Origin of the sequence: Thiohalocapsa halophila, from assembly GCF_016583825.1 — a bacterium.
GTDB lineage: Bacteria > Pseudomonadota > Gammaproteobacteria > Chromatiales > Chromatiaceae > Thiohalocapsa > Thiohalocapsa halophila.
Genome location: NZ_NRRV01000001.1, coordinates 78,093 through 104,880 on the forward strand (window position 1 = coordinate 78,093; position 26,788 = coordinate 104,880).

Sequence of the window (26,788 nt, forward strand, 5' to 3'; positions counted from 1 at the left end):
CTCAGCCCTGCAGCAGCGACATGGCGTGGCGCACCTCTTCCATGGTCTCCCGGGCCACGTCCCGCGCCTGCTCGCAGCCTTCGTTGATGAAGCTGCGCACCGTCTCTGGCTGGGCTTCCAGCTCTGCGGCCCGGGCCTGAATGGGACCGAGCTCGGCGCGAACCGCGTCGATGACGGGCTGCTTGCACTCGATGCAGCCGATGCCGGCGGAGCGGCAGCCTGCTTGTACCCACTGCTTGGTGCCGTCGTCGGAGTAGACGGTGTGGAACTGCCACACCGGGCAGACATCCGGGTTGCCGGGGTCGCTGCGACGCACCCGCGCCGGGTCCGTGGGCATGGTGCGCAGCTTGTGCGCCACCTCGTCCGGGTCGTCCCGTAGCGCGATGGTGTTGCCGTAGGACTTGGACATCTTCTGCCCGTCCAGCCCCGGCATCTTCGCCGCGCGCGTCAGCAGCGGCTGCGGCTCCGGCAGGATCACGCGCCCGCCGCCTTCGAGGTAGCCGAACAAGCGCTCGCGGTCCCCGACGGTGATGTTGGCCTGGCTCTCCAGCAGCGCACGGGCCTTCTCCAGGGCCTCCTGATCGCCCTGCTCGGTGTAGCTGCGGCGCAGCCGATCGAACATCTTGGCGTTCTTCTTGCCCATCTTGCGCTTGGCCTGCTCGGCCTTCGCTTCGAAGTCCGGCTCGCGCCCATAGATATGATTGAAGCGCCGGGCGATCTCCCGGGTCATCTCCACATGGGCGACTTGGTCTTCGCCCACCGGCACCTGCCCCGCCTTGTAGATGAGGATGTCGGCGCTCTGCAGCAGCGGATACCCGAGGAAGCCATAGGTGGCCAGGTCCTTTTCTTTCAGCTTCTCCTGCTGGTCCTTGTAGCTTGGCACCCGCTCCAGCCAGCCGAGCGGCGTGATCATGGACAACAGCAGGTGCAGCTCGGCGTGCTCGGGCACCCGGGACTGGATGAACAGCGTCGACGAGCCGGCGCTGACACCGGCGGCGAGCCAGTCCACCACCATGTCCCAGGTCGCCTGCGGGATGCCGGAGGGGTCCTCGTAGTCCGTGGTCAGGGCGTGCCAATCAGCGACGAAGAAGAAGCACTCGAACTCGTGCTGCAGCTCGACCCAGTTCTTGAGCACGCCATGGTAGTGGCCGAGATGCAGGCGCCCGGTGGGACGCATGCCGGAGAGGACGCGTGGATTCTGTGCGGATACGGGGGTCACGGTTGAGGGCCTTGTCGCCGGCGCGCCGCCTGCTCGCTCGGGCGGTGCGTCAAATGGGGAATCGGTCGCGCACCAGGGCCTGCGCGGGTATCGCCGTCAGCACACCGCTCACCACCGGGCGCAGCGCGGCACCGAGCAGGCCCGGCGGATTGCCGGCCGGCAGAAAGAGCAGCAGCAACAGGATGAAGATGCCATAGGGCTCCAGGCGCGAGAAGCGTGCCGCTATGGGCGGCGGCAGCAGCGCGTTCAGGATACGGCCACCATCCAGCGGCAGCAACGGGAAGAGGTTGAGCGCCATCAGCACCAGATTGATGATGATCCCGACCACGCACATCTCGACGAAAAGCTGTAGCAGCCAGGTGGGCACCGGCACCACCAGAATCACCAGCGCCATCAGCTTGATGGCGAGCCCCCAGGCGAAGGCCATGAGCAGGTTCACGCCCGGGCCCGCGACGGCCACCAGGGCCATGTCCCAGCGCGGGTTGTCGAGCCGCCGCCAATCCACCGGCACCGGCTTGGCCCAGCCGAACAGGAAGGGCACGCCCACCAGCGTCTTTGACGTCAAGAAGATCGCCGCCGGCACCAGCACCGTGCCCACCGGATCAATGTGCTTCAGCGGATTGAAGGTGACGCGCCCGAGCTGCAGCGCCGTCGGGTCACCGCGGCGGCTCGCCACCCAGCCGTGCGCGGCCTCGTGCACGGTGATGGCCAGCAGCACGGGCGGGGCAATGAGGATCAGCAGCAGCAGGGTTTGTAACAATTGGCTCATGGGCTCGCGCACGGTCGCACGCGTCGGAAGCATTGCATGAGGCCGTGCCGGGGCACGGGCTCAGTCGTCGAACAGCGAGGTATCGCCCCGGCCGTGCCGCAGCACCGTCGGGGGCTCGCTGGTCATGTCCACCACGGTGGTGGGCTCGGTGCCACAGGAGCCGCCGTCGATGATGAGATCGACGCAGTGATCCATGTGGTCGCGAATATCCAGCAGGTCCGCCAGCGGCTCCTCGGCGCCGGGCAGGATCAGCGTCGTGCTGAGAATGGGCTGATCCAGCGCCGCAAGCAAGTCGCGCACAATCGGTGTATCCGGGACTCGGATGCCGATGGCGCGGCGCTTGGGGTGCAGCAACCGGCGCGGCACCTGCTTGGTGGCCTGCACGATGAAGGTATAGGGCCCTGGCGTCAACGATTTGAGTAAGCGATAGGCGACATTGTCGATGCGCGCATAGGTGGCGATCTCCGAGAGGTCCCGGCACACCAGCGTGAAATGGTGCTTGTCGTCGACCCGGCGGATCATGCGAATACGATCCAACGCCGATTTCTCGCCAATGCGGCAGCCGAGCGCATAGCACGAATCCGTCGGGTAGACGATGACGCCGCCCGCACCCAGCACCTCCGCGGCGCGGCTGATCAGCCGCGGCTGCGGGTTGCGGGGGTGGATCTCGAGGTAATCGGCCATGTCGTTGACACGGTCGCCGGCAGCCGTGGCCGCGACGGGCTCGAGCCGGGCGGGCCCATCGCGGCCGCGCTTGCCGTTTCAGGCGGCGGCGCGTCGGGCGCTCGCAAAGGCCGGCGCCGTCCACACCGGCGTACAGCCGTCCGGCAGCGGCGGCAGCCGGCCCAGCTCGATCCAGGGCTTCTCGGGCCCATGGTAGTCCGAGCCGGCGGAGGCGAGCAGGCCCTCCTCGCGGGCGTGGCGGGCGTAGACATAATAGTCGTCCTTGCTGTGGCTGCCGGAGACCACTTCCAGGCCGCGGCCGCCGCACTCCTTCAGCTCGCCAAGGAGACGGCGCATCTTGCTGCGGGTGAAGTTGTAGCGTGCCGGGTGCGCGATCACGGCGATGCCGCCGGCGGCGTGGATCCAGCCGAGGGCCTGCTCCAGGGTCGTCCACTCCCCCGGCACATGCCCGGGCTTGCCGTCGACGAGGAAGCGCTTGAAGACATCGCGGATATCGGTGGCGGCGCCGCGCTCCACCAGGAAGCGCGCGAAGTGCGTGCGGCCGATCAGCGCGCCTGCGGCATGTTGTTTGGCGCCCTCGAGGGCGCCGTCGTAACCCGCTTTGGCCAAGCGCCGGCCGATCTCCTCGGCGCGCCAGACCCGGTAGTCTTGGAGGCCGGCGAGACCGTCGCGAAGCGTCTCACTGTCGGTGTCCACGCCGAGGCCCACCACGTGCACGGTGCGACCGCCCCAGGTGACGGACACCTCGACGCCGGGGATCAAGCGCAGGCCGACAGCATCGGCGGCGCCGTGGGCTTCCGCAATGCCGGCGAGGGTATCGTGGTCAGTGAGCGCCAGGGTCTCGACACCGGCCGCAGCGGCGCGCTCCACCAAGGCGGTGGGTGAGAGGGTGCCGTCCGAAGCGGTGGAATGGGTGTGCAAATCAGGGATCTTGAGCATTTCGGTAGTTTAACCGATTCTGCACGTCCCCTGGGGACAGCCGGGGACATCTCAGTGCCGGCGCCGCAGGCGGGCGCGCTCGGCGCCGACGCCAGCGGGCGCGCCCGGCATCTCCCGGCACCGCTTCGGGAAAGCTTGCCGGCTACACCGGCGCCGATGCGGCTGTTATCCTCCGCCCGCGCGCTAAGCGCCCCGGCTGTCGGCGCCGGCTGCGGACGCTTTGGCAGAGGCGCCGCAGACGACGCGACCGACCGCATCTCGCGCGGCCGGTCGACAGTCCCTCGCGCCGAGAACCTAACCCGAGCGAGCCATGAAATTCCTGTTCGACTTCTTTCCGGTCATCCTGTTCTTCGCGGCCTACAAGCTTCAAGGCATCTACGCGGCCACCGTCGTTGCCATCGGCGCGAGCGCGCTGCAGGTGGCCTGGATGCGCTGGCGCCACGGCCGCACGGAGCGCATGCACCTGGTGACCCTGGGGCTGTTGTTGCTGTTTGGCGGCATGACCCTCGCGCTGCGCGACCCGACCTTCGTCATGTGGAAGCCGAGTATCGTCAATTGGCTGTTCGCACTGGTCTTTCTCGGCGGCCATTTCATCGGCGACAAGCCTTTGGTGCAGCGCCTCATGGGTCATGCGGTGACCGCGCCGGCGGTCGTTTGGCGGCGCCTGAACTTGGCCTGGGTGACCTTCTTCGTGGTCTCGGGGCTGGTCAATCTCTACGTGGTCTACATCGGCAGCGGCTTCTACGAGGCCAAGGAGGCCCTGATCGCGGCCAGCGGCGTGCCGGAGGTGGACCTGGCCGCCTGCGCCGAGCAATTCAGCGGCAGCGTGCTCGGTCTGTGCGAGCACGCGCACGCGGCCGAGTCCGCCTGGGTCGACTTCAAGCTGTTCGGTATGATGGGCATGACGCTGGTCTTCGTGCTGGGACAAGCGTTCTACCTCGCCCGCCACATCGAGCCCTTACCCGAAACCCAGCCCGTCCTGCCGACGGGCGCAGAAGACGCGGCCCAGGAAGCCGATGCCGGCGGCCGCTAGCCTTGGAGGGATCGCACCTTGCTCTATGCCATCATCGCCACGGACCACCCCGACAGCCTGGAGGCGCGCCGCGCGGCCAGGCCCGCACACTTGGCGCGGCTCGAAGCCCTGCAGGCCGAGGGGCGCCTGGTGCTGGCGGGTCCGCATCCAGCGGTCGATGCCACGGACCCGGGAGAGGCCGGCTTCACCGGCTCTCTGGTGGTGGCGGAGTTCGACGACCTCAGCGCCGCGCAGACCTGGGCCGACGCCGACCCCTATGTGGCCGCCGGCGTTTATCACGACGTCCGCGTCAAGCCGTTCAAACAAGTATTGCCGGGCTGAAGACCGCCGCGGTGGCAAGTCGCCGCCCTCGACGCCGCTCGGCGTTGGCCTGCGGCCACCCCTGAGCGGTCGCAGCCCGGAGCCCCACGGCGCCCGTCCCCGGCGGGGACAGGCACCCATCTTCGCCACTTTGTCACCACCCTGAGGGAGAAGTCAGATGCTATTGAAATCCACCCCAAAGACCCTGTTCGGCGCCGCCCTCGCGACGGCGCTGCTGGCCCAGCCCGCGCTGGCGCAAGAGCCTGCCGGCGGCGACGACACCCTCATCGCCACCATCAACGGCGAGCCCTACAGCCTGGACCTGTTCCGCGCCTTCTACGCCCAGCGGCTACAGCAGGCGGGCTCGGAGAGCTCGCCACAGCTCCAGGAGCGCGTCTTCAATGAGTTCATGAATTTGGTGGTCGCGGCACAGGAAGCCGACGCGCGCGATCTCGCCGACCAGCCGGATGTGCAGACCTCGTTGGCGCTCCAGCGCATGCTGGTACTGTCCCAGGCGGCGCTGCAGGCCATTGCCGCGGACACCGAAGTCTCCGAGGACGAGCTTCAGCAGGCCTACGAGCAGTTCAAGGAGCAGGCCAAGCGGACCGAATACAAGGCCCGTCACATTCTGGTGGACGAGCAAGAGCAGGCCCAGGAGCTGGCCAAGCAGGTCGCGAAGAAGAAGGGCAAGAACTTCGAAGCCCTGGCAAAGGAGCATTCCCTTGGGCCCACCGCGGATAAGGGCGGCGACCTCGGCTGGTTCGACAATCGCCAGATGGTGAAGCCCTTCGCCGATGCGGTGGCCGAGCTCGAGCCCGGCCAGTGGACCGAGCAGCCCGTGCAGACCCAGTTTGGCTGGCACGTCATCCTGCTCGAAGAGACCCGCAATGCCGAGCCGCCTGCCTTCGCGGACGCCAAGCCGCAGCTGGAGGCGGCCGTCAAGCGCCAGAAGGTCGCCGTGAGGCTCACCGAAATGCGCAATCAGGCCATGGTGGACCTGAACGAAGACGTGGTGAAGCTCAAGGAGGAGGACGGCGAATAAACGGGCCGTCTCGCGAGCCGCCGTCGGGCCCGAGATGGGCTCGACGTCCGGCGACGGTCACAGCTCAGTCGGCCATCACAGCCCGCAGGTCTTGGTGATCCGACGATTGCCGAGGCGCTGCAAGGGCCGGGCATTCGGGCCGACCAAGCTCGCCAGGCGTTGCAGGTCGGCGACCGGCACCTCCACGGGTGTTCGCATGACATACCAGTGCACGCCCTCGGTGCATGGCGGGCGGGTCAGCGAGCCCCTGTAGGCGAAGTAGTCCTTGCGCCCCGGCAGGAGGAACAGCGGATTGACGCCGACGTTGCGGCCATAATAGTTCTCCCCCGGCCCCCGCGGTGCGTTCTCCAACACCCGACGCAACACGCTGTTGACCCGCGACCCCGCCGTGAGCGCCACCGCGACGACGGCGATATCGCCGCGGTTGTTGGCGTGGATCAGCTGAATCTCGGCGTCGGCACGCACCCCGTTGATGACGTGCTCGGCGGGCGTATGGAAGCGCAGCTCCACCAGCTCGTAGCTCAGCCCCTCCACCACGAGGTGGCTGCCGCGATCATAGCCGAGGCGCAGCGCGCGCCCGTCATTGGTGACATAGAGGGGGCTGCTGCGATAGCGAAAGCGCAGCGGCTCGCAGGGAGTCGTCATCGCCCTGGCCTCGGCGAGTGCCACGGGGGACTGCGTGTCTCGACCGGCGCAGGCGCCGAAGGTCGAATCGAGCTCGCTCCAGTGCTCCGGCCCTTTGTCACCGGCGTAGGTCCATTGCGGCATCGCCTCAGGGTCCGGCAAGGCAATGCCCGTCTGCCAGGTGGCGGCCGGTGCCGCGCCAAGCGCCAGCGCGAGCCCGAGTACCCGGGGCGCATGGGGGAAGCACCACTGCCGGGCAGGCTGAGCCCTGAGCCGGCTCGGACTCTGGCGCAGGCTCTGCTGCCGGCCTTGGCCCAGACTCTGATCTAGACTTGTAAGCACGGACCGCGCCGCCGGCTCAGTCCTTGTCCTGCGGACGCTTGAGTCCGGCGATGGGCACGACGGTGGCGGATTGGGGCTCGTCGACGTAGTACGGGCGCTCACCGCCGCGGCCCTCGGCATCCGCCAGCTCCTTCTCGCGCGCGGAGATCAGTGCCAGGCATTGCCGGACGTCCTGAATGGTGTCGTTGGACAGCGGATGCTTCATGCCGGGGGGCGGGGTCACGTCCTTGATGATGGCCGCCAGCGTCTTGCGCATGGCGACGAGTATCTGCTGCTCTTGCGAGAGGTCGGGCATCTGACTCCTCCGTTCGGATCTGGCCGTTGGCTACAGGCCGAGGCGCTGCGGCATGGCTGGCGGCGACGCGGCTCTGCGATGTTGCCGGGAGGTCGGGGCGCCGCCCGCATTATTCACCCGACCCCTGTCCGGCGGCAAATCACAGGCGGCCCGCGCGGTGTGTGCCTGTGTTGGTCTCCACAGACCGGTGTCGCCGATCAGGCGTGATCGGCAGCCAGTGTGTAGGCACCCTCGGTGAGGGCGGCCAGGGCGTCCTCGTCCAGGATCTCAACGCCGAGGGATTCCGCCTTGGCGCGCTTGGAGCCCGCATCGGCCCCTGCCAGCAGGTAATCCGTGTTGCCGGAGATACTGCCGGTCACCTTGGCGCCCAAGGCCTCCAACTGCGCCTTGACGGCGTCCCGGGAGCGGCTCAGCGTGCCGGTGATGACGAAGGTCTTGCCCGCCAGCGGCTGCCCGGCGCCTTCGGTCTCGGCCGCCGCCGGCGCCTCCCAGGTGATGGCACCGATGTGCGGGCTCAGCAGCTTGTCGATGACCGCGCGGTTGTGGGGCTGAGCGAAGAAGCTCACGATGTGCGCGGCCACCACCGGTCCGACCCCCTCCACCAAACTGCGCTTGCCGCCTTGGAAATCCGCCACCCGCGCCTGTCGCAGCGCCGCGACATCGGGCCAGCGCTCCGCGATGCGCGCGGCGGCCGCCGGCCGCAGCCCGCGGATGCCGAGGCCGGCGAGCCAATCGGCGAGGGGCTGCTCGCCAGGATCGGCGTCGGGATGCGCCTCCAGCCAAGCCAGCAGCGCAGCGGCGGTCTTCTCGCCGACCCCTTCGATGCCCGGCTCGTCGACGATGAAGGTGTCCAGATCCGCCGCCATCAGCGGCTTCAGGTCGCGGAAATGGGCGGCCAGCGCCTGCGCCGTCGCCGCGCCCACTTCGCGGATGCCGAGGGCGTAGATGAAGCGCGCCAGCGTGGTTTGGCGACTGCGGTCCAGCGCGTCGACCAGATTCCTGGCCGACTTCTGCGCCATGCGCTCAAGGCCCGCGTAGTCGTCCACGCCCAGCGCGTAGAGGTCCGCCGGGTCATGCACCAAGCCCTGCTCCACCAGCTGCTCGATGAGCTTGTCGCCGAGCCCGTCGATGTCCATGGCCCGGCGCGAGGCGAAGTGCTTCAGCGCCTCCTTGCGCTGGGCGGCGCAAGTGAGCCCGCCGCTGCAGCGGGCCACCGCCTCGCCCTCGGCGCGGATGACGTCGGAGCCGCACACCGGGCAGTGCGCGGGCAGCCGCACCAGCTCGGTCTGCTCGGGCCGCAGGGACGCCACCACGGCCACCACCTCGGGGATGACGTCCCCGGCGCGGCGGATCATCACGGTGTCGCCGGCGCGCACGTCCTTGCGGTGCACCTCGTCGATGTTGTGCAGCGTGGCATTGGCGACGGTGACACCCGCTACGTCCACGGGCTCCAGCCTGGCCACCGGCGTGACGGCACCGGTGCGGCCCACTTGGAATTCGACGGCGCGGACGACGGTTTGCTCTTCCCGCGCCGGATACTTGTAGGCGATGGCCCAGACCGGATCGCGGGCGCGGAAGCCGAGCTCGCGCTGGGCTTTGAGGTCGTCCACCTTGAAGACGACGCCGTCGATCTCGTAGTCCAGCGCATCGCGGCGCTCGCCGATGCGCCGATGATAGTCGATGCAGCCGGCGGCACCGGTGACGACCCGGGACTCCGGCGACACCCGCAGACCCCAGTCCCGAAAGGCCGCCAGCGCGCCGCTCTGGGTCGGCCCCAGGTCGCCGCCTTCCACGGCGCCGAAGCCATAGCAGAACATGGTGAGCGGCCGGGTGGCGGTCACCGCCGGGTCCAGCTGGCGCAGGCTGCCGGCGGCGGCGTTGCGGGGGTTCTTGAAGGGCGTCTGGCCGGCGTCGAGCATCTGCTGTTTCAGCCGCTCGAAGGCCGCGAGCGGCAGATAGACCTCGCCGCGCACCTCCAGCAGCCGCGGCCAGCCCGAGCCCTGGAGCCGCAGCGCCACGGCGCCGATGGTGCGCACCTGGGCCGTGACGTCCTCGCCGACGCTGCCGTCGCCGCGGGTGGCGCCGCGCGTCAGCACGCCGTCTTCGTAGAGCAGGCTGATGGCGAGGCCGTCGAGCTTCGGCTCGGCCACATAGGCGACGGCGTCGACCCCCAGATCCTTGCGGATACGCCGGTCGAAGTCCTGCACGTCGGCGTCGTTGCGGGCATTGCCCAAGGAGAGCATGGGCACCCGGTGGCGCGCCTCGGCGAAGCGCTCGGTGGGCTCCGCACCCACCCGCTGCGTCGGCGAGTCCGGGGTGCGCAGCGCCGGGTACGCGGCTTCCAGGTCCTGGAGCTCGCGGAACAGCCGGTCGTAGGCGGCGTCCGTGATCTCCGGATCGTCGAGGACGTAGTAGCGATAATTGTGGTGGTGCAGCTGGGTGCGCAGCGCCTCGGCCCGCTGTACCGCCTCGGCCGGGGCGCTCACGGGGCCTCGGCGCCCTCGTCGCTGCCGTGCAGCAAGGCGCGGACCTGTGCGCGCAGCGCCTTGGCGTCGGCATCACGCAGCGGCTCGCGGTGCGGCCCGCGGATGTCGCCGCCGAGCAGCTCGGCCATGACGCGCGTCGCATCGAGCATCTCGTCGAAGACCATCAGATCGCTCGGCTCGCCCTCGAATTGGGCGAACACGGCGAGCCCCGGGCTCGCGAACTCGGTCATGTCGTCGAAGGGGAAGGTACCGGGCTTGACCAAGTTGGCCATGCTGAACAGCGGCTCGCCGTCCGGGGCGTCGCCGCGGGTGCGGTGGAAGATGTTCATGTCCCCGGGCCGCAGCTTGCAGCGCTCAGCCGCGCTCAGGATCTCATCGCCGCTGAAGGCGCCGCCGGTGCTGGTGATATAGAGCTGGATCAGCAGCGGCTCGCCCTGCGGCGGGGCCGCGGTTTGGGTGGATGACGGCGCCGCCTCGGCGTCCGCCGCCGCGTTCTTTGCCGCAGCGCCGCTCGGGGCTGCCGACTCATCCAGCCCATCGTCGCCGAGCCCGCCCAGATTGGGCTCCTGGCGGCGGCGCTCCGCGGACGGGCTGCTGCGCGGTGCGGGCTTGGCCCGCTTCGCCGGCCGCGCGCGCTCACCGCTCGCGGAGGCACTCCGCTGCTTTTCCCACAAAAACAGTCCGATCAGGAACACGGCCCCAAGGACCACCAAAATCAGGCGCAAAGTTGCTGCGTCCATTCGGTGCTTGCCCCCTCATGCTCGCTTGATTGAGTTGCGCGTCTGCGCCTTGCCGCACGGCAGTATAGCAGTGCACCCGCCGCGGGTCGGTGCGCGCCGGGCGGTCGAACGAGTCCCAACGGCCGGCAGCGCTATCGCGATCGCATTCCGGCCGGGGCTCGATTCCCTTGCCAACGCGGGTCTCGAGACCCGAGCGCAACCCCGAAGCCCGCCGCGCGGCTCAAGACACGGCCGCGAGCTTCGCGGCCTCGTCCACGTCCACGGACACCAGCCGCGACACGCCGGGCTCGTGCATGGTCACACCAATGAGATGGTCGGCGATCTCCATGGTGACCTTGTTGTGGGTGATGAAGATGAACTGGACCTGGTCCGACAGGGAGCGCACCAGCTCGCAGAAGCGCCCGACATTGGCGTCGTCCAGCGGCGCGTCCACTTCGTCGAGCATGCAAAACGGCGCCGGATTGAGCTGGAAGATGGCGAACACCAGGGCCACCGCGGTGAGCGCCTTCTCGCCGCCGGAGAGCAAATGGATGCTGGCGTTGCGCTTGCCGGGGGGGCGCGCCATGATGGCCACCCCGGTGTCCAGCAGATCGTCGCCGGTGAGCTCCAGGTAGGCGTGGCCGCCGCCGAACACCCGCGGGAAAAGCTGCTGGAGCCCTTGGTTGATGCGGTCGAAGGTGTCCTGGAAGCGCGCCCGGGTCTCGCGGTCGATCTTGCGGATGGCCGCCTCCAGGGTCTCCAGGGAGTCGCTGATGTCCGCGTGCTGCTCGTCGAGATAGCGCATGCGCTCGGACTGCTCGCGGAACTCGTCGATGGCGGCGAGGTTGATGTTGCCCAGGCGCTCGATGCGGGACTTGACCTGGCCCAGGGCGGTTTCGTGCTCGCCGCTGCCGGCGGCGGGGTCGAGCGCCGCGACGATCTCGGCCATGACCCCGCCGCGCTCGGCGAGCTGCTCCTCCAGGGTGCGCCGGCGCACCAGTCGCTCTTGGCGCTCCAGGCGCTTGGCATCCAGGTCCTGCTGCACCGATGCCACACCCTGCTCCAGCGCGTGGCGGGCCTGCTCGGCCTCGCGCACCGACTGATCCAGCGCCTCCATGCGCTCGCGCGCCGCGCCGAGCTCGGCCTCCACGGCCACACGCTGCTCCAGCTGCGCCTCCAGCTGCTCGCGCTGCTCGGCGACGGGCTCGGCGGCCTCGGTGAGCGCCGCCAGCAGCTCGTCGCGACGGGCGCCGAGGGTGGTCAGCTGCTCCCCGGCGCGCCCGAGCTGGGCCTCCAGCGCCTCCAGTGAGGCCCGCCTGGTCTGGATCGCGACCTCCAGGCGCTGGCGCTCGTCGCGCAGGCCGGCCTCGCTGGCCCTGGCCTCGGCGACACGGGCGCGCAGGGCGTCGCGCCGGGTGCCGAGGGCCTCGCGCTCGGTGCTGAGGCGCTCGGTCTCTTCGAGGGCCTGGTGCAGGCGCTCGCGGGAGGCTTCGATGTCCTCGGCGGCCTCGGCGCGGGCCTCGGTCAGCTCGCGCAGCTCTTCGTCCAGCACGCTGATCCGCTCGCGCATGTGCTCCAGGCGCGAGCGCCCCGCGCCGACTTCCGCATCCAGTGTGGCGCGGTCGCGGCTCAGCCGGCTCACGGTGTCCAGTGCGTCGTCGCGTGCCTGCTCCATGCTCTGGCGACGCTCCGCGAGGTCGTCGTGACGCTCCACCAGCTCGTTGATGACGCCGTCGAGCTCGTCGCTCTCCGCCTGCAAGGCGCGCAGCGTCTCGGCGCGGGCCAGAGTGCCCGCCACCCGGGGGCCGTCGCCGGGGCGGGTGAGCCAGTCGCGTCCCACCTGGGCGCCGTCGCGGGTGACGATGCGCTCGCCGGGTGCGAGCTCGCCGCGGCGCGACAGGGCCTCGGCCAGGGTGTTGGTGGTGCGGATGCCGTGCAGCAGCCCGTGCAGCGGCCAGGGTGAGCGCACCCGCGCGGCGAGGCTGTCGCCCTGCGGGTCCGGCAGGTCCGGGTCTTGGCGCAGACCCGGGCCCAGCAGGCCCAGCGGGCCGCAGTCGAGCTGCGGGCCGTGGGTGTCCAGGTCGGCGATGCACAGCGCCGCCAGCATGTCGTCGAGCACCGCCTCCACGGCCGCCTCCCAGCCGGCATCCACCTCGATACTGTCCACCAGGCGCGGCACGTCGCCGAGGCCCTGCGCCTCGATCCAGGCGCCCACGGCGTCGTCCCCTTGCTCCAGCGCGGCGTCCTGCAGGGCCTCCAGGGAGGCCTGCCGGCCGCGGCAGGTCTGAAGCTCCGTGCGGGCGGCATCCAGGCGGCCGGCGACGGCCGTGCGCTCCTCCTCCAGCTGCCGCAGGGACTCGGCGCTGCGGGCCTGGTCGTCGGCGGCGGCGGCGATCTGCTCGTCCAGGGCGTCGGAGCGCTCCTTCAGCTGCTCGAGCTTGGCCGCGAGGTTCCCAGTGTCGAGCTTCTCGCGGTCCTCGGCCATGCGCGCGGCGCGCTGGTCGGCACGGGCGATGCGCTGCTCCAGGTCGTTGATGCGCCCGCGCTCGGTCTGGGCGCGCTCGGTGGGCCCGCCCGGGCCTTCCTGGAGGGCGTCCCAGGCGGCCTGCCAGGACTCCAGCTGCGCTTCGGCCCCGGCGAGCTCGTCGCCGGCCGCGGCGAGGCGCTCGGCGACCTCGGCCAGCGCCGGCTCGTCGCGCTCCAGCTCCGCGGCCAGCTCGGCCATGCGCGCGGTGTCGCGCTCGCGGTGACCTTCGGCGGCGGCGAGCTCCTCGCGCACCCGGGCGAGCTCCGCCTCCTGGCGGCTGCGGTTCTCGTCGGCGAAGCGGATGGCCTGCTCGAGACGCGCGATCTCGGCGCCCACCGAGTAGTAGCGGCCCTGCACGGCGTTGAAAGCGTCCGAGGCCTCGGCATGGGCGTCGCGGTCCGACTCGATCTGCGCCTCCAGCCGGCGCTGCTCGGCGCGGCGGCGCTCCAGGTCCACCTCCAGCTCGGCGATGGCGCGCTCGCGGGCGCCCAGCTCCTGATCCAGCTCGCGCCAGCGCAGCGCCGTCAGCTCGTCCTCCAGGCGCCGTTCGTCCTCTTTCAGCCGACGGTACTTCTCGGCGGTCTCGGCCTGGCGCTCCAGGTGCTTGAGCTGCTTGGCCACCTCGTCGCGCAGGTCGTCGAGGCGGTCCAGGTTCTCGCGGGTGTGGCGGATGCGGTTCTCGGTCTCGCGGCGGCGCTCCTTGTACTTGGAGATGCCGGCGGCCTCTTCGATGAACAGGCGCAGCTCATCGGGCTTGGCCTCGATGAAGCGCGAGATCATGCCCTGCTCGATGATGGCGTAGCTGCGCGGTCCGAGACCCGTTCCGAGAAAGAGATCCTGGATGTCCCGGCGCCGGCAGCGGGCGCCGTTGAGGAAATAGGTGGACTGGCCGTCGCGGGAGACCTGGCGCTTGACGGCGATCTCGCTGAAGCGGGTGAATTCGCCGCCGGCGCGGCCGGAGCTGTTGTCGAAGGTGAGCTCGATGCCGGCGACGCCGACGGGCTTGCGGCTGGTGCTGCCGTTGAAGATGACGTCCGCCATGGACTCGCCGCGGAGCATCTTCGCGGAGCTCTCGCCCATGACCCAGCGCACGGCATCGATCACATTGGACTTGCCGCAGCCGTTGGGCCCGACGACACCCACCAGGTTGCTCGGAAAGGGCACCGTCGTCGCGTCGACGAAGGACTTGAATCCAGTCAGTTTGATCTTTTCCAGCCGCATGACGGAACGATACGCAAGGGGCCCAACCCCCACAAGCGTCCAGCGACGGACACCGGGGCGAGCGCGCTGGGCTTCGCGATGAACCGCGGGCTCCCGTAGGATGGGCAGGCAGGAGCCGAAAGCGAGAAGCCGACACGGACGCCGGCGCCGAACTTCCTTAAAGCAATTGCCGAGAGGCATCCGAACGGAGAGCGCACTATGAGCGAAATCGTCCTGCTCGACGGCGGCATGGGTCAGGAGCTGATCGCCCGATCCAGCCAACCCCCCTCGCCCCTTTGGTCGGCCAGGGTCCTGCTGGACGAGCCGGAGCTGGTCGCCGCCGTGCACCGGGATTACATCGACGCCGGCGCCACTGTGCTCACGCTCAATACCTATTCCGCAACGCCCCAAAGACTGGCGGCGCAGGCCAGCGAAGGCCTCTTCGCCGAGCTGCAGGCGAGCGCCTGTGAGATCGTCACCCGGGTGCGCGACGACAGCGGCCGGGACGTGGCCATCGCCGGCTGCCTGCCGCCGCTGGTGGCCAGCTATCACCCCGAGGTCTCGCCGGCGCATGATGAGGCGCTCGCCGCCTACCGGCGCATCGTCGCCGCGCAGGCCGAGCATGTGGATGTCTTGCTCGGGGAAACCCTCGCCAGCGTCGCCGAGGCCACCGCCGCCGCGGCCGCCGCGCTCGAAAGCGGCCTGCCCGTGTGGATCAGCCTGACCATCGCCGACGACGACAGCGGCACACTGCGCAGCGGCGAGCCCCTGGCCGAGGGCGTGGCGGCCCTGCGCGAGCTCGGCATCGACGCCCGCCTGCTCAACTGCTCCCGCCCGGAGTCCATCGGCGCCGCCTGGGACACCTTTGCGACCGGCGGCGGCGTCACCGGCGCCTATGCCAACGGCTTCACCTCCATCGCCGGACTCGCCCCCGGCGGAACGGTGGACGCGCTGGAGGCAAGGCGCGATCTGTCGCCCGAGGCCTATGCCGACTTCGCCATGACCTGGGTCGAGCAGGGCGCGGGCATCGTCGGCGGCTGCTGCGAGGTCGGCCCGGCACACATCCGCCACCTGCGCGAGCGTCTGGAGTCGGCAGGCCACAGCGTCGTACGCCCATCATCACGCTGACAGCCGGCCCCGACAGGGCACACTGCCCGCCACCCCAAACTTCTAACTTCAAACTTCAAACTTCCAACCGCCACCGGCCAATCCCCGATGCCGTCACCCCCCACGAAAAACCTCGAAACCTTCGACAACCCCGAGCCCGGCCGCGACTATGTCATTCGCATCCGCGTGCCGGAGTTCACCTGCCTGTGCCCTAAGACCGGTCAGCCGGACTTCGCCGAGCTCACCATCGAGTATATCCCCGAGGCCAAGTGCGTGGAGCTGAAGAGCCTCAAGCTCTACGTCTGGTCCTTCCGCGACGAGGGCGGCTTCCACGAGGCCATGACCAACCGCATTCTCGGCGACCTGGTGGCGGCGACCGCACCAAGGTTCATGCGCCTCACGGCGGACTTCAACGTGCGCGGCGGTATCTATACCAAGGTGATCGCCGAGCATCGCGCGCCCGGCTGGCAGGCACCGCCGCCCGTGCAGCTGCCATGACGGCGGGCGCCGGCGGCCCCGTCGGCATCGGCGTCGATGTCGGCACCAGCGGCGTGCGGGCGGTGGCCCTGGACACCACCGGCAGCCGGGTCGCGACGGCAGCCGAGCCGCTGCCGGCGGCGGACAAGACCGCGGCCGGCGACGTGCGGCAGGATCCGGCGCTCTGGTGGCAGGCCTTGCTGCGGACGCTGCGCCGACTGGCCGCGGCCGCGGACCTGAGCGGGCGGCCCTGCGCCCTCTGCCTGGACGGGACATCGGCCACAGTGCTGCTCGCCCACCGCGACGGCCGACCCTTAGGCCCGGCGCTCATGTACAACGACCGCAGCGCCGTGCGGGCCGCCGCCGGGGTGGCCGACGCGGCGCCCGTGAGCTCGCCGGCGCGCGGCGTCGGAGCCAGCCTGGCCAAGGCGCTGCACTTGCTGGCGCAAGCCAATGCCGACCCGCAGGACCTGTGCGTGCTGCACCAGGCGGACTGGCTCACGGGCTGTCTGCTCGGGCGCTTCGGCGACAGCGACTGGAACAACGCCCTCAAGCTCGGCTTCGACCCGGCGGCGCAGCGCTGGCCGAGCTGGCTCGCGGGTCTGGGGCTGCCGGCGCAGACACTGCCGCAGGTGCATGCGCCGGGGCTGGCGCTCGGGTCCATCGCCCCGAGCGCGGCGAAAGCCTCGGGACTCCCCGCCGATACCCTGGTCTGCGCCGGCACCACGGACAGCACCGCGGCCGTGCTCGCAACGGGTGCAACCGAGCCGGGTGATGCGGTGACCAGCCTCGGCAGCACCCTGGTGCTCAAGATCATCGCCGAGCGGCCGGTGACGGCGTCCGACTACGGCGTCTACAGCCACCGGCTAGGGAATCAATGGCTGGTGGGCGGCGCCTCCAACAGCGGCGGCGCCGTGTTGCGGGCGCATTTCGACGACGCGGCGCTGGCGCGACTCAGCGCCCGCATCGACCCGGATGTCCCGAGCGGCCTCGACTACTATCCCCTGCCCGGGGTCGGGGAGCGCTTTCCGGTGCAAGACCCCAGCCTGGCGCCGCGGCTGAGGCCGCGCCCGCCGGATGACGTGCAATTCTTGCACGGCCTGCTGGAGGGCATCGCCCGCATCGAGCGCGACGGCTACCACCTGCTCACCCGGCTCGGGGCCCCGGCCCCGAGCCGCGTGCTCAGCATCGGCGGGGGCGCCGGTAATTCCACGTGGACGGCCATGCGCCGGCGCTTGCTGGGGGTGGACGTTGTACCGGCGGCGGAGCAGGAGGCCGCCGCCGGCGTCGCCCGGTTGGCGCTGGCAGCGCTCTAACTGAGCGGGCTCAGCCGGCACCGTCGCCGAGCTTGTCCAGCAGCGCCTGGGCCTCGTCGGCCTGCTCGGCGTTGGGATGCTCGCGCAGCAGCCGACGCAGGATGGGGAGCGCCTCGCTGCCGCGGCCCACATCGCTCAGCGCCCAAGCGGTGTGGTAGGCGATTTCCGTCTGCGTGGGATAGGCCAGATGCGCCTGCTGCAGGATGCTCAAGCCCCTGTCTCGCTCGCCGGTGTTGAACAGAATCCAGCCATAGGTATCGGCCACCTCGGGCCGGTTCGGATCCAGCTCATAGGCCTTGCCGGCGATCTCCAGCGCGCGCTCATCGCCGCGCTCGTGCAGGATCCAAGCGAGATTGTTCAGGACCAGGATGTTGTTCTGCCCGGCGGCATAGAGGCGCTCGTAGATGGGCAGCGCGCGATCGGTCATGCCCTCGCCGTGCATGAGCATCGCCAGCATGGCTTGGCTGCCGAAGTCGTTCGGCTGCCGGCCGCCCCAATCCTGTAACAGCGCAATGGCATCGTCGGGACGGTCAGCCCGCGCATAAGCCTCGGCGAGCTGGCGCACCAGCTCTGCGGATGGCGCCAGCTCCAGGGCCTTGCGCAAAGGCCCAACGGCAGACTCTGGCTTGCGCGCGGACATTTGCACCGTGCCCTCGAGCCGATAGCCCAAGGGCTGGTCGGGATAGTCATCCTGCAGACCGCGGGCGATCTGCGCCGCCGCCGCTTCCTTGTCGGCTGCGACCAGCACCGAGGCCAGCGCCACGCGTGCATCCACGAAATCCGGCTTCAGCTCGATGGCACGCTCGAAGGAGCGCCGGGCGGCGTCCAGCTCATCACTCTTCCACTCGGCACCGCCCTTGAGGTAGTGGACACGCGGATCATCCGGGCGCTTCTCCAGGATCTGCTCGAAGGTGCGAATGGCGCTGGCGGGCTCATCCGCCAGGGTCTGCGCGCGCCCGAGCATCTCCAGCGCATCGACGTTGTCCGGAAAGCGCGCGGCAAGGTCGTTGGCCGCCGTCAGCGCCTTCAGGTGCTCGCCGCGATCGATGTAGTACCGGCTCAGCAGCAGCCCGGGCTGGGCAGCGGCGGCATTGGCGTCCTGGGCCTTGTTCAGCCATGCCACGATGCCGGCATCGTCGTCGCGCAGCTCCGCGATGGCGGCCATGCCGAGCAGCGCGGCAAGGTTCTTGGGACTCTGTGTCAGCGCACGCTGGTACTGGGCCTCGGCGGCGTCCAGGTCCTCGTTGGCAACCTCCACCCGGGCGAGGTTGATGAGGGCGGTGGAGAACTCGGAATCCAGCTCCAAGGCCGTCTCGAACTTGGCCCGGGCCGCATCCAGCTCGCCTTGCGCCAGCAACGCCAAGCCAGTGAGATTGAAGGCGACCGCGCTGTCGGGCCGGCGCTGCTCCAGTGCTTCACTGGCGGTGATGGCTTCGTCGTAGCGCTGCTCTTTGAGCTTGGCCAGCACCAGCAGCACGTCGGCCTGGAGTACTTCCTGCCCCAGGTCCACGGCGCTCTCGAGCTCGTTGATGGCACCGCCCATGTCGCCGCCGGCGATGAGGGTCAAGGCCAGCTGCGTGCGCAGCGCCGCCACGTCGGGGGCGGTTTCCACCGCGCGGCTCAGCCACTGCTGGCCCTGCTGCTGATCGCCGGCGAGCATGTAGGCGCTGCCCAACAGCGCCATGATCTGGGGGTCGGCATCCTTGGCGATGGGCTCCAGCACCGCCACCGCCCGCTCGGGCTCTCGCAGCTTGAGCCGCGTCGCGGCGAGCACCTTGGCCGCCTGCGGATTGCCGGGCATGGCGGTGTTGATGCGCGAGAGGTATTCCTCGGCCAGTTGCAGGTCGTCGCGGGCATAGCTGACGATGCCCATCAGCAATTGGCTTTGGACGTGCGCAGGCCGCGCGCTCAAGACGCGCTGCAAGTGCTCGCCGGCCGTGTCCCAGTCGCGGTCGTAGAAGGCCATCACGCCGCGCAGATAGCTCGCGATGACGATATTCGGCTGGATGGCGTCCACCTGCTCCAGGTCGGTGCGGGCGTCATCGAAGCGTTCCAGGCTGACCAGGGTGGTCGCACGCCCGAGCAGTGCACGCAGATTCTCGGGCTCCAGCTCCAGCACCTCGCCGTACAGCGCGACCGCGGCCTCCGGGCGCTCGGCCCGGCGCTCGACCTCGGCCCGCAGCAGCATGATGTCCGGGTCCTGCGGATATTGCTCGCGCAGGCGCGCCGAGGCGGCGTCGGCGCCGTCGATGTCGCCGTCTAGCAATGCCAGCTGGACCAAGCCGGCGCCGGCGTCGCGCTGGGACGGGTCCAGCGCCACCGCGGCCGAGAAAGCGTCCTCGGCCGCTTGCGTCTCCTCCAATCCCATGTGCGCACGCCCGCGCAGGGCGAGCGCCCGGGCACGCTCCTGCTCAGGCAGCGCCGCAGCCTCCAAGGACTGGAGCACTTCGGCGAACTTCTGTTGCTGCAGCTTGGCCTCGATGAGGTCGAAGCGCAGTGCCGACGGGTCGGCACCGATCTCCAACGCCCGGCGCAGCTCCTTTTCGGCGGCGGCGCCTTCGCCCGAGCGCAGATACAGCTGCGCGAGCAGCAGCCTTGCCTCGGCGAGGTTGGGGTCGGCCTGAAGCAGATTCTTGAGCTCGATCTCGGCGGCGCTGTAATTGCCCTCGTCGAAGAAGCCCCGGGCCTTGCCGAGGCCGGTCTCGTCCGCCCCCAGCGGGGCAGCGGCGAGGACGCACAGGAGACTGACGAGCACGAGCATGCGCTTCTGCCAATACCGATTCAGGCCGATGGATGCGATTATCGACAGCGCCTGGGATGACTGCCGCGGGCTGCTGGTCATGACGACCTCCAGAAGTGTGAGTGTGCGCAGCGAAGGAGACGCCGATTGTTTGGCCTTGCGTTATCCAAAATCGGCGCGGTGCTCGAAAACACGGTTTCAGAATGCCTTCATTGTCAGCAGCTTGAGAGCCAATGACAATGGCGGGCCGGCCTGGCTCGCACGGGCAACGAGCATCGATCGGCGTTTCCCGCAGGGAGCGAAATATGGCGCATTCGCCCCGCCGCAGCTCCGCCCGTCAATTCGGAATCTTGTATTTCTTCATGAGGTTGTAGAGCGTCGGGCGGGTAATGCCGAGCAGCTCCGCGGCCCGGGAGAGATTGCGATCGCTGTGGTGGACGGCCCGCTTGACGGCTTGCATTTCGGCCAGCTCCCGCACCTCGCGCAGATCGAAGGGCGTCTCGCGCACCTCGACCTCGCCGAGCTCCAGGTCCGCCGCGGTGATCTCGCGCCCGTCGGCCATGACCACGGCGCGCTTCACGCGATTCTCCAGCTCGCGGACATTGCCGGGCCACTCATAGGACTCGATGATGGTCAATGCCTGCCGCGTGAAGGTCTTCACCTGCTTGCGATGCCGAGCCGCAAAGCGGTTCAGGAAGGCGCGGGCGAGCACCACGGCATCATCCTGGCGCTCGCGCAGCGGCGGCACGTTGATGGTGGCCTCGTTGATGCGGTAGTAGAGATCCTCGCGGAAACGGCCGTCTTTGATGAGCTTCGGCAGGTCCTGGTGGGTCGCGCAGATGACGCGCACGTCCACCGGGATCTCCTGCCGCCCGCCGATCCGCTCGATGACGCGCTCCTGCAGGAAGCGCAGCAGCTTCGCCTGAAGCGACAGGGGCAAGTCGCCGATCTCGTCCAGGAACAGGAGTCCGCGGTCCGCCGTCTCGATCTTCCCGCGAGTGGTCTTGACGGCACCGGTGAAGGCGCCCTTCTCGTAGCCGAAGAGCTCGCTTTCGAGCAGCGCTTCCGGGATGGCGGCGCAATTGATGGCCACCAGTCGGCGGGTGCTGCGGTTGCTGAGCGAGTGCAGGATACGCACCAGCACTTCCTTGCCGGTGCCGCTCTCGCCGAGGATCAGGGTGGTGACGTCGGCCGGCGCAAGCTTCTCGACGCTGCGACAGACTTCGAGCATTTGCGGGCTCACGGCGATCAGCTCGCCGAACGGCGACTCGGGCACGGCTATGGCCAGCTTGCGGTATTCCCGCTCCAAGCGGGCCAGCTTCGCCGCGCGCTCGACCGTCAGTGTGAGCAGATCCGGGTCGATGGGCTTCTCGAAGAAATCGTAGGCACCGCGGCCGATGGCGCGCACGGCGTTGTCGCGATCATTGTGGCCGGTGACGACGATGATCTTGGTGTCCGGGGCGCGCGAAAGGATCTCGTCGAGGAGCCGAAACCCCTCGCTGGTGCCGCCGGGGTCCGGCGGCAGCCCCAGATCCAGGGTCACCACTTGCGGCGCCGCCTGCTCCAGCTCCTTGAGCGCCGTATCGTAATCGGAGGCGACGACGACCTCGCAGCCCTCGAAGCTCCAGCGCAGCTGCCGCTGGAGGCCCGGATCATCTTCGATGACGAGAAGCTTGATGGTGTCTTCTTGCACTCGTGTCATACCGCTGCGGCCAAAGGCTGCTGGGTCTGTGCCGCCGCCTGCGGCAGGTGGATGGAAAAGCGCGTGCCCCGGCCCGGCTCACTGTCCACGTCCACGCGACCACCGGCGAGCGCGACGAGAGTCTTACATTCATAGGCACCGATCCCCATCCCGGCCAGACCTTTGGTGGAATCGAAGGGACGGAACAGCCGCTCGCGCACGAACGCCGAATCCATACCGCAGCCGTCGTCCTGAATGTCGATGATCGCCGTGTCACCGTCGGTGTGAAGGGTCACGGTGACATGGCCCTGTTTGTCCGTCGCATCCTGGGCGTTTTGGATCATGTTGCGCAGCACGGATTGGAAGCGCTCGGGGTCGACGTAGACCTCCGGCGAGGCACCGGCGCGCACCTGCAGCTCCGGCGCCGGCGGCTGCACCGCTCGCTCGGCCGCCGCTCGCTCGAGCAATGGCAGCAGCGCAACCCGCTCCTGGGCCCCGGTGGGCACTGCCGCACGCAGCTGCAGCAGCAAGCGGTTCATCCGCTCCACGGCGTCGCGCACCGTCTGCATGGCGTCGTCGACGAAGGCCGGATTGTCGCGGTAGCGCTCCGCATTGCGAGTCACCAGCGACAGCTGCGCTACCAGGTTTTTCAGATCGTGCACCACGAAGGCGGACAAACGGTTGAAGCCGTCGAACTGACGGGCCTCGGCCAGAGCAGCCGCCGCCTCGTCGAGGGCCAGATAGCTCGCGGCCTGGCGCGCGGCCGTCTGCAGCAGCTGCACATTCTCCCAGCCCAGCTGCTGGGGCGCGCGGGGCCGGGCCAGCAGCACGAAGCCAAGCACGCTGGTCTCGTGCATTAGCGGCACGAGCAGCCACAGCGTTCGGCTCTCGCGCAGCCATCGCGGCAGTGCCGCGTCCACCAGTGGGTCGTCGGGCTGGCGGCCGAGATCGATGACCGGGCCGTCCCGCGCCAGCGCCGTGCACAGCTCTGCCGGCTGCCAGCGTTGGTCCACCTCGGCCTGAGGCAGATTCCAGCAGAGGCGGAAGCCGCAGTTGCCGTCGGCGTCACGCACCCAGATGCCGCCGCCGGGGCTGTCCACCAGCTCTGCCAGCGCGAGGATGATGCGTTCCGGCAGCGTCGCCTGCAACACCCGGCCGGAGAGCACACTGATGAGCCGAAGCCACTCTTCGCGATAGTCGTAGCGATAGCTGTAAAAATGCTTGCTGACGAAGAGTCTGAGCCGTGAGCGCAGCTCCCCGGAGAACAGCAGCACAATCAACAGCAGCGCTGCACCGAAGAAGAACAGGGGCTGGAAGACTGCGCTCCACTCGCCGCCGTAGGCACGAATGTAGTAGCCCGCCAGGGCCATGAACAACAGGTAGAGGCCGGCCGCCATCAGCGTCGTGGAGTGCACGACGACACTGCGCGAGACGGCGATCTCGAACGACCACTGCGGATTGCGGGCCACGGAGACGGCGAGCAGCGGCATCACCAGCGCATTGACCCCGCCGCGGGCGAGCCAGACGCCGGTGTCCAGGCGCCCGAACAGGAGTGCTTGGGCGAAGAAATAGAAGTCGTAGACGAAGACCGCGCCGAGGCCGAAGCAAAGGAACTTGATGCCCCAGCGATGCTGCCAGGGGGTGTTGCGGTAGACTTGCTCCACCAGGAACAGGCCGCCGACGGTCAGCAGCAGTTGGCCGATGAGCCGGGCATTCGACAGCCAGCCCCCGACACCGGGCAGCAGCGCCGGCAGCCAATCCTCGAAGGGCAGCAGCAGCAGCCCGCCCCCCACCAGCACGGCCCAGCGCAGCAGCCGCAGACGCTCCGCCAAGGCATGGCGAAGCTGGCTCAAGACGCCCAACAGGAACAGACACCAGGCGACCATCCGCGCCGCCTCGGCGGCCCATATCGCCTGTACCGGAATCGCCTGCCACTGGCTTTGCACGGCGAGCAGCCCGGCCCAGACGGCGCTGACCAGGACCGCCAACAGCAGCAGCCCGCCCTGCAAGCGCCCCCGCCAGCTGGTGAGCAACAGCAGCGCCAGCACCGCCATGGCAGCCGCAGCGGCGACATAGCCAATGAAGCCGATGAGCGCCGGTGACACGGCCATGGTCATTCACCACCTAGTCGACGGCGCTCAACGAGCGCCCTTGCCCAGCAGCACGACTTCCACGGTCTGCAGCAAGATCACCAGATCCAGGAAGATACCGGCGTGCTTGACGTAGTACAGGTCGTACTCGAGCTTGCGCTTGGCGTCCTCCTCGTCGGAGCCGTAGGGGTAGAGGAGCTGCGCCCAGCCGGTCAGGCCCGGCTTCACGCGATGGCGCTCAGCATAATACGGAATGCCGCTGGAGAGGCGCTCGACGAATTCCGGACGCTCTGGGCGCGGCCCCACCAAGCTCATCTGGCCCTTGAGCACATTGAACAGTTGCGGCACTTCGTCCAGGCGCGTGCGCCGCATGAAGGCGCCGAGCGGGGTGATACGGCTGTCGTTCTTCGCCGCCCAGCGTGCCCGCCCGTCGGCTTCGGCGTCCACCCGCATGCTACGAAACTTGTGCACGCGAAACGGCAGGCCGCCCTGGCCGATGCGGATCTGGTGGTAGAAGACCGGATCGCGGCCGCGGGACTCCACCAAGGATGCCAGCGCCACCAGCAGCATCACCGGCGCGGCGACCAGCACCATCAAGGAGCCCAGGGTCAGGTCCAGCAACCGCTTACCATAAAGACCGGTGACGCCGATCCTGAAGCCGTCACGCGAAAAGAAGATCCAGCTCGGGTGCAGCAGATCGATCTTGACCGCCGCCACCTCCTTCTCGAAGAAAGTCAGCAGATCGAGCACCGCGAAGCCGCTCAGCTTACAGTCCAGCAGCTCGCCCACCGGCAGCTTGCGTCGGCGATCGTCGGCGGCGACGACGATCTCGTCGACGTTGTGGGCAATCGCGAGCTCCAACAGAGAGCCTTTCTGTGTCAGGAGCTTATCGTCTGCCAACAGACGCTGGCTGCGCGGCAGCGGCACATAGCCGACCACACAGAAGCCGAGCGTGCGGTCGCGCTCGGCGAGCTCGGCGATACGCTCGGCGTTGACCCCGGCACCCAACACCAAGACGCGTCGCTTCTGGGATTCGGCGCCGGCGATCTGATCGAAGGCAATACGCAGCGCCACCGTACCCACGAACGAGAACAGCAGCGACAGCGCGAGGACGCCGCGACCCATGACGATCGCGGGAAACAGGTAGAACAGCAGCGCCAGTACGGCCGTGCCAATGGCGAAGGCGATGGCCAGTCGCACCACGAAGCCGGCATCGCCGTCCTGGGCACGGCGCTGGTAGAGGCCCATGGAGGCCAGCGACAGGGACATCACCAGCGCGAATATGAGGCCCGTCACCCAGGTGTCCGCCGGCGCGATGTCGTGTGGCAGCTCCCACCCAAAGCGCGCACCGACGCCTAACTGCAGCGCAGCGACGAAGAGCGCGAGCTCCAGCAGGCCGAGGACGAGATTGAGCCCAGAGACGTGATGGCCGAACAGCCGAATCATTCCGATGTCGCAGCTACAGCAGCCTTATCCGTGCAATTGGCCCGCGGTGCTTGACGCGGCGGCGAGGCCGCAGGCGGGGCCGGGCTGACCTTTCAGCGCCGGTGCGCATGGTAGCATAGCGCCGCTCGGCCCAGGCCGGGCCGGCACGGCGTTGCCATTGCCGCACAGCCCAACGCCCTGGCCACGCCGCCGCCCATAGACCCCGCCCATAGACCCCGCTCAGAAACCCCGCTCAGAAACCCCGCTCAGAGACCCCGCCGAGAGCCCCCATGGTATCCTTGAGCTAGATACAGGTGCTGCACGGGCCGCGCGCCGCGTCGCACCGCGCAGCATCCCTCGTGTGACCAGAGCGCCATCGCCCGTTCCAGCCGGAGCCCAGGATCATGCTTCTTCGACTCGACGTGCGCGCCACCACCATCGGCGTCGTCGGCCTCGGCTATGTGGGTCTGCCCCTCGCCGTCACCCTGGGCCGACGCTACCGCACCATCGGCCTGGACATCAATGCGGCGCGTGTCGCCGAGCTGCGCCGTGGCCGAGACAGCTCGCTGGAGGTGGAGCCACAAGAGCTGGCCGCCGCCGAGCACCTCAGCTACACCACCGCCGCGGAGGACCTGCGCCCCTGCGACGTCTACATCGTTACCGTGCCCACACCTATCACCGAGGCCAAGACACCGGACCTCCATCCGCTCACATCCGCCAGCGAGCTCATCGCCGGTGTGCTCAGCAAAGGCGATGTGGTCATCTACGAGTCCACGGTGTACCCGGGCGCGACAGAGGAAGTCTGTGTCCCGCTGCTGGAGGCGGGATCGGGGCTCAGCTACAACCAGGACTTTGTCGTCGGCTACAGCCCGGAGCGGATCAACCCCGGCGACAAAGAGCATCGGCTCACCAGCATCAAGAAGGTCACCTCGGGCTCGACGCCGGAGGCGGCAGACTTCGTGGACGCGCTCTACGCCAGCGTCATCGACGCCGGCACCCACCGCGCCAGCAGCATCCGCGTCGCCGAGGCCGCCAAGGTCATCGAGAACACCCAGCGCGACGTCAATATCGCGCTGGTCAACGAGCTGGCGCTGATCTTCAACCGCCTTGGCATCGACACCGACGAGGTCCTCGCCGCCGCCGGCAGTAAATGGAACTTCCTGCCCTTCCGCCCGGGCTTGGTGGGCGGCCACTGCATTGGCGTGGACCCCTATTATCTCACGCACAAGGCCCAGCAGATCGGCTACCACCCGGAGATCATCCTCGCGGGACGCCGGCTGAACGACAGCATGGGCGCCTTCGTCGCCAGCGAAGTGGTCAAGCTCATGGCGGCGCGCAACGGCTTCCCGCACGACGCGCGGGTGCTGCTGCTCGGGCTGACCTTCAAGGAGAATTGCCCGGATTTGCGCAATACCCGGGTGGTGGACATCGCCGCGGAGCTGAAGGCCTACGGCACCCACTGCGACGTGCACGATCCCTGGGCCAGCAGCGATGAGGCCGAGCGTGAGTATGGTATCCGGCTCGTCGAGCCGCAGGCCGGCGACGACTACGACGCGGTCGTCCTCGCCGTCGCTCACCGGCAGTTCGCCGAGATGGGTATCGACGCCGTCCGCAGGCTCGCCAAGCCCGGCGCCATCGTCTACGACGTCAAGCACCTCTTCCCGGCCGAGGCGGTGGACGGTCGCCTCTAACGCATCGGATCACCGGCGATGATCATGCAGGCATCGGCGCGTCGGCCTGCACCCCGCCCCATAACCCCGCTCAGGTCCCCCT

Annotated in this window: 20 protein-coding genes; 7 read left to right on the top strand and 13 right to left on the bottom strand. The window is 69.1% G+C overall.

Annotated features, from left to right (window positions below; all coding sequences use genetic code 11):
• Window position 1: 1 nt before the first annotated feature.
• The 4 genes from CKO31_RS00405 to CKO31_RS00420 all read right to left on the bottom strand — a co-directional run bounded on the left by CKO31_RS00405 (window position 2) and on the right by CKO31_RS00420 (window position 3,611).
• Window positions 2–1,219, bottom strand: a complete 1,218-nt coding sequence (locus CKO31_RS00405) for a tryptophan--tRNA ligase (protein WP_200232890.1) — start codon at window positions 1,217–1,219, stop codon at window positions 2–4.
• 49 nt (window positions 1,220–1,268) lie between these two features.
• A complete protein-coding gene (locus tag CKO31_RS00410) occupies window positions 1,269–1,988 on the bottom strand; it encodes a site-2 protease family protein (protein ID WP_200232892.1) in 720 nt (239 codons plus the stop codon).
• 60 nt (window positions 1,989–2,048) lie between these two features.
• Window positions 2,049–2,672, bottom strand: a complete 624-nt coding sequence (locus CKO31_RS00415; protein WP_200232894.1) for an L-threonylcarbamoyladenylate synthase — start codon at window positions 2,670–2,672, stop codon at window positions 2,049–2,051.
• Between the two features lie 78 nt (window positions 2,673–2,750).
• Window positions 2,751–3,611, bottom strand: a complete 861-nt coding sequence (locus CKO31_RS00420) for a PHP domain-containing protein (protein ID WP_200232896.1) — start codon at window positions 3,609–3,611, stop codon at window positions 2,751–2,753.
• Between the two features lie 310 nt (window positions 3,612–3,921).
• Between CKO31_RS00420 and CKO31_RS00425 the strand changes: the two genes are divergently transcribed.
• The 3 genes from CKO31_RS00425 to CKO31_RS00435 all read left to right on the top strand — a co-directional run bounded on the left by CKO31_RS00425 (window position 3,922) and on the right by CKO31_RS00435 (window position 5,986).
• Window positions 3,922–4,644, top strand: coding sequence for an inner membrane-spanning protein YciB (locus CKO31_RS00425; protein WP_200232898.1), 723 nt, complete (start codon window positions 3,922–3,924; stop codon window positions 4,642–4,644).
• 18 nt (window positions 4,645–4,662) lie between these two features.
• The gene (locus CKO31_RS00430) at window positions 4,663–4,965 is read left to right on the top strand and encodes a YciI family protein (protein ID WP_200232899.1); all 303 of its coding nucleotides are present in this window, start codon (window positions 4,663–4,665) and stop codon (window positions 4,963–4,965) included.
• Between the two features lie 157 nt (window positions 4,966–5,122).
• Window positions 5,123–5,986 carry a peptidylprolyl isomerase gene (locus tag CKO31_RS00435; RefSeq protein WP_200232900.1) on the top strand — a complete coding sequence of 288 codons (864 nt, stop codon included), beginning with the start codon at window positions 5,123–5,125 and terminating at the stop codon, window positions 5,984–5,986.
• 75 nt (window positions 5,987–6,061) lie between these two features.
• Here CKO31_RS00435 and CKO31_RS00440 read toward each other — a convergent pair whose 3' ends face one another.
• The 5 genes from CKO31_RS00440 to smc form a co-directional block, all read right to left on the bottom strand.
• Entirely contained in the window at window positions 6,062–6,952 is an 891-nt protein-coding gene (locus CKO31_RS00440) for a carbonic anhydrase (protein ID WP_200232913.1), read from the bottom strand.
• Between the two features lie 16 nt (window positions 6,953–6,968).
• Window positions 6,969–7,247: a segregation and condensation protein A gene (locus CKO31_RS00445; protein WP_200232915.1), complete on the bottom strand. Its 279-nt coding sequence runs from the start codon at window positions 7,245–7,247 to the stop codon at window positions 6,969–6,971.
• Between the two features lie 197 nt (window positions 7,248–7,444).
• Window positions 7,445–9,733 carry an NAD-dependent DNA ligase LigA gene (gene ligA / locus CKO31_RS00450; protein WP_200232917.1) on the bottom strand — a complete coding sequence of 763 codons (2,289 nt, stop codon included), beginning with the start codon at window positions 9,731–9,733 and terminating at the stop codon, window positions 7,445–7,447.
• Window positions 9,730–10,473: a cell division protein ZipA gene (locus CKO31_RS00455; protein ID WP_200232919.1), complete on the bottom strand. Its 744-nt coding sequence runs from the start codon at window positions 10,471–10,473 to the stop codon at window positions 9,730–9,732. The genes ligA and CKO31_RS00455 overlap by 4 nt, the downstream gene beginning before the upstream one ends.
• Before the next feature lie 220 nt (window positions 10,474–10,693).
• Entirely contained in the window at window positions 10,694–14,200 is a 3,507-nt protein-coding gene (smc, locus tag CKO31_RS00460; protein ID WP_200232925.1) for a chromosome segregation protein SMC, read from the bottom strand.
• A 198-nt stretch (window positions 14,201–14,398) separates the two neighbouring features.
• Here smc and CKO31_RS00465 point away from each other — a divergent pair, with 198 nt between their 5' ends.
• The 3 genes from CKO31_RS00465 to CKO31_RS00475 all read left to right on the top strand — a co-directional run bounded on the left by CKO31_RS00465 (window position 14,399) and on the right by CKO31_RS00475 (window position 17,079).
• Window positions 14,399–15,307, top strand: coding sequence for a homocysteine S-methyltransferase family protein (locus CKO31_RS00465; protein WP_200232927.1), 909 nt, complete (start codon window positions 14,399–14,401; stop codon window positions 15,305–15,307).
• An 87-nt stretch (window positions 15,308–15,394) separates the two neighbouring features.
• Entirely contained in the window at window positions 15,395–15,784 is a 390-nt protein-coding gene (gene queF / locus CKO31_RS00470; protein WP_200232929.1) for a preQ(1) synthase, read from the top strand.
• On the top strand, window positions 15,781–17,079 hold the full coding sequence (locus CKO31_RS00475; RefSeq protein ID WP_200232931.1) for an FGGY-family carbohydrate kinase: 1,299 nt from the start codon (window positions 15,781–15,783) through the stop codon (window positions 17,077–17,079). Before queF ends, CKO31_RS00475 begins: the two co-directional genes overlap by 4 nt.
• Before the next feature lie 10 nt (window positions 17,080–17,089).
• Here CKO31_RS00475 and prsT read toward each other — a convergent pair whose 3' ends face one another.
• From prsT to CKO31_RS00495, 4 genes are all read right to left on the bottom strand, one after another.
• On the bottom strand, window positions 17,090–19,921 hold the full coding sequence (gene prsT, locus CKO31_RS00480) for an XrtA/PEP-CTERM system TPR-repeat protein PrsT (protein WP_200232935.1): 2,832 nt from the start codon (window positions 19,919–19,921) through the stop codon (window positions 17,090–17,092).
• Between the two features lie 235 nt (window positions 19,922–20,156).
• Complete coding sequence (gene prsR, locus CKO31_RS00485) at window positions 20,157–21,521, bottom strand: PEP-CTERM-box response regulator transcription factor (protein ID WP_200232942.1); 1,365 nt, start codon at window positions 21,519–21,521, stop codon at window positions 20,157–20,159.
• Window positions 21,518–23,611: an XrtA/PEP-CTERM system histidine kinase PrsK gene (gene prsK / locus CKO31_RS00490; RefSeq protein ID WP_200232943.1), complete on the bottom strand. Its 2,094-nt coding sequence runs from the start codon at window positions 23,609–23,611 to the stop codon at window positions 21,518–21,520. The genes prsR and prsK overlap by 4 nt, the downstream gene beginning before the upstream one ends.
• A gap of 27 nt (window positions 23,612–23,638) precedes the next feature.
• The gene (locus CKO31_RS00495) at window positions 23,639–25,036 is read right to left on the bottom strand and encodes a TIGR03013 family XrtA/PEP-CTERM system glycosyltransferase (protein ID WP_200232944.1); all 1,398 of its coding nucleotides are present in this window, start codon (window positions 25,034–25,036) and stop codon (window positions 23,639–23,641) included.
• A 383-nt stretch (window positions 25,037–25,419) separates the two neighbouring features.
• Here CKO31_RS00495 and CKO31_RS00500 point away from each other — a divergent pair, with 383 nt between their 5' ends.
• The gene (locus CKO31_RS00500; protein ID WP_200232946.1) at window positions 25,420–26,706 is read left to right on the top strand and encodes a nucleotide sugar dehydrogenase; all 1,287 of its coding nucleotides are present in this window, start codon (window positions 25,420–25,422) and stop codon (window positions 26,704–26,706) included.
• Window positions 26,707–26,788 lie beyond the last annotated feature (82 nt).

Coding starts and splice junctions, on each gene's coding strand:
- CKO31_RS00410 (WP_200232892.1), bottom strand. CDS start 1,988: ATGAGCCAATTGTTACAAACCCTGCTGCTGCTGATCCTCATTGCCCCG.
- CKO31_RS00415 (WP_200232894.1), bottom strand. CDS start 2,672: ATGGCCGATTACCTCGAGATCCACCCCCGCAACCCGCAGCCGCGGCTG.
- CKO31_RS00420 (WP_200232896.1), bottom strand. CDS start 3,611: ATGCTCAAGATCCCTGATTTGCACACCCATTCCACCGCTTCGGACGGC.
- CKO31_RS00425 (WP_200232898.1), top strand. CDS start 3,922: ATGAAATTCCTGTTCGACTTCTTTCCGGTCATCCTGTTCTTCGCGGCC.
- CKO31_RS00435 (WP_200232900.1), top strand. CDS start 5,123: ATGCTATTGAAATCCACCCCAAAGACCCTGTTCGGCGCCGCCCTCGCG.
- CKO31_RS00445 (WP_200232915.1), bottom strand. CDS start 7,247: ATGCCCGACCTCTCGCAAGAGCAGCAGATACTCGTCGCCATGCGCAAG.
- CKO31_RS00455 (WP_200232919.1), bottom strand. CDS start 10,473: ATGGACGCAGCAACTTTGCGCCTGATTTTGGTGGTCCTTGGGGCCGTG.
- smc (WP_200232925.1), bottom strand. CDS start 14,200: ATGCGGCTGGAAAAGATCAAACTGACTGGATTCAAGTCCTTCGTCGAC.
- CKO31_RS00465 (WP_200232927.1), top strand. CDS start 14,399: ATGAGCGAAATCGTCCTGCTCGACGGCGGCATGGGTCAGGAGCTGATC.
- queF (WP_200232929.1), top strand. CDS start 15,395: ATGCCGTCACCCCCCACGAAAAACCTCGAAACCTTCGACAACCCCGAG.
- CKO31_RS00475 (WP_200232931.1), top strand. CDS start 15,781: ATGACGGCGGGCGCCGGCGGCCCCGTCGGCATCGGCGTCGATGTCGGC.
- prsT (WP_200232935.1), bottom strand. CDS start 19,921: ATGACCAGCAGCCCGCGGCAGTCATCCCAGGCGCTGTCGATAATCGCA.
- prsR (WP_200232942.1), bottom strand. CDS start 21,521: ATGACACGAGTGCAAGAAGACACCATCAAGCTTCTCGTCATCGAAGAT.
- prsK (WP_200232943.1), bottom strand. CDS start 23,611: ATGGCCGTGTCACCGGCGCTCATCGGCTTCATTGGCTATGTCGCCGCT.
- CKO31_RS00495 (WP_200232944.1), bottom strand. CDS start 25,036: ATGATTCGGCTGTTCGGCCATCACGTCTCTGGGCTCAATCTCGTCCTC.
- CKO31_RS00500 (WP_200232946.1), top strand. CDS start 25,420: ATGCTTCTTCGACTCGACGTGCGCGCCACCACCATCGGCGTCGTCGGC.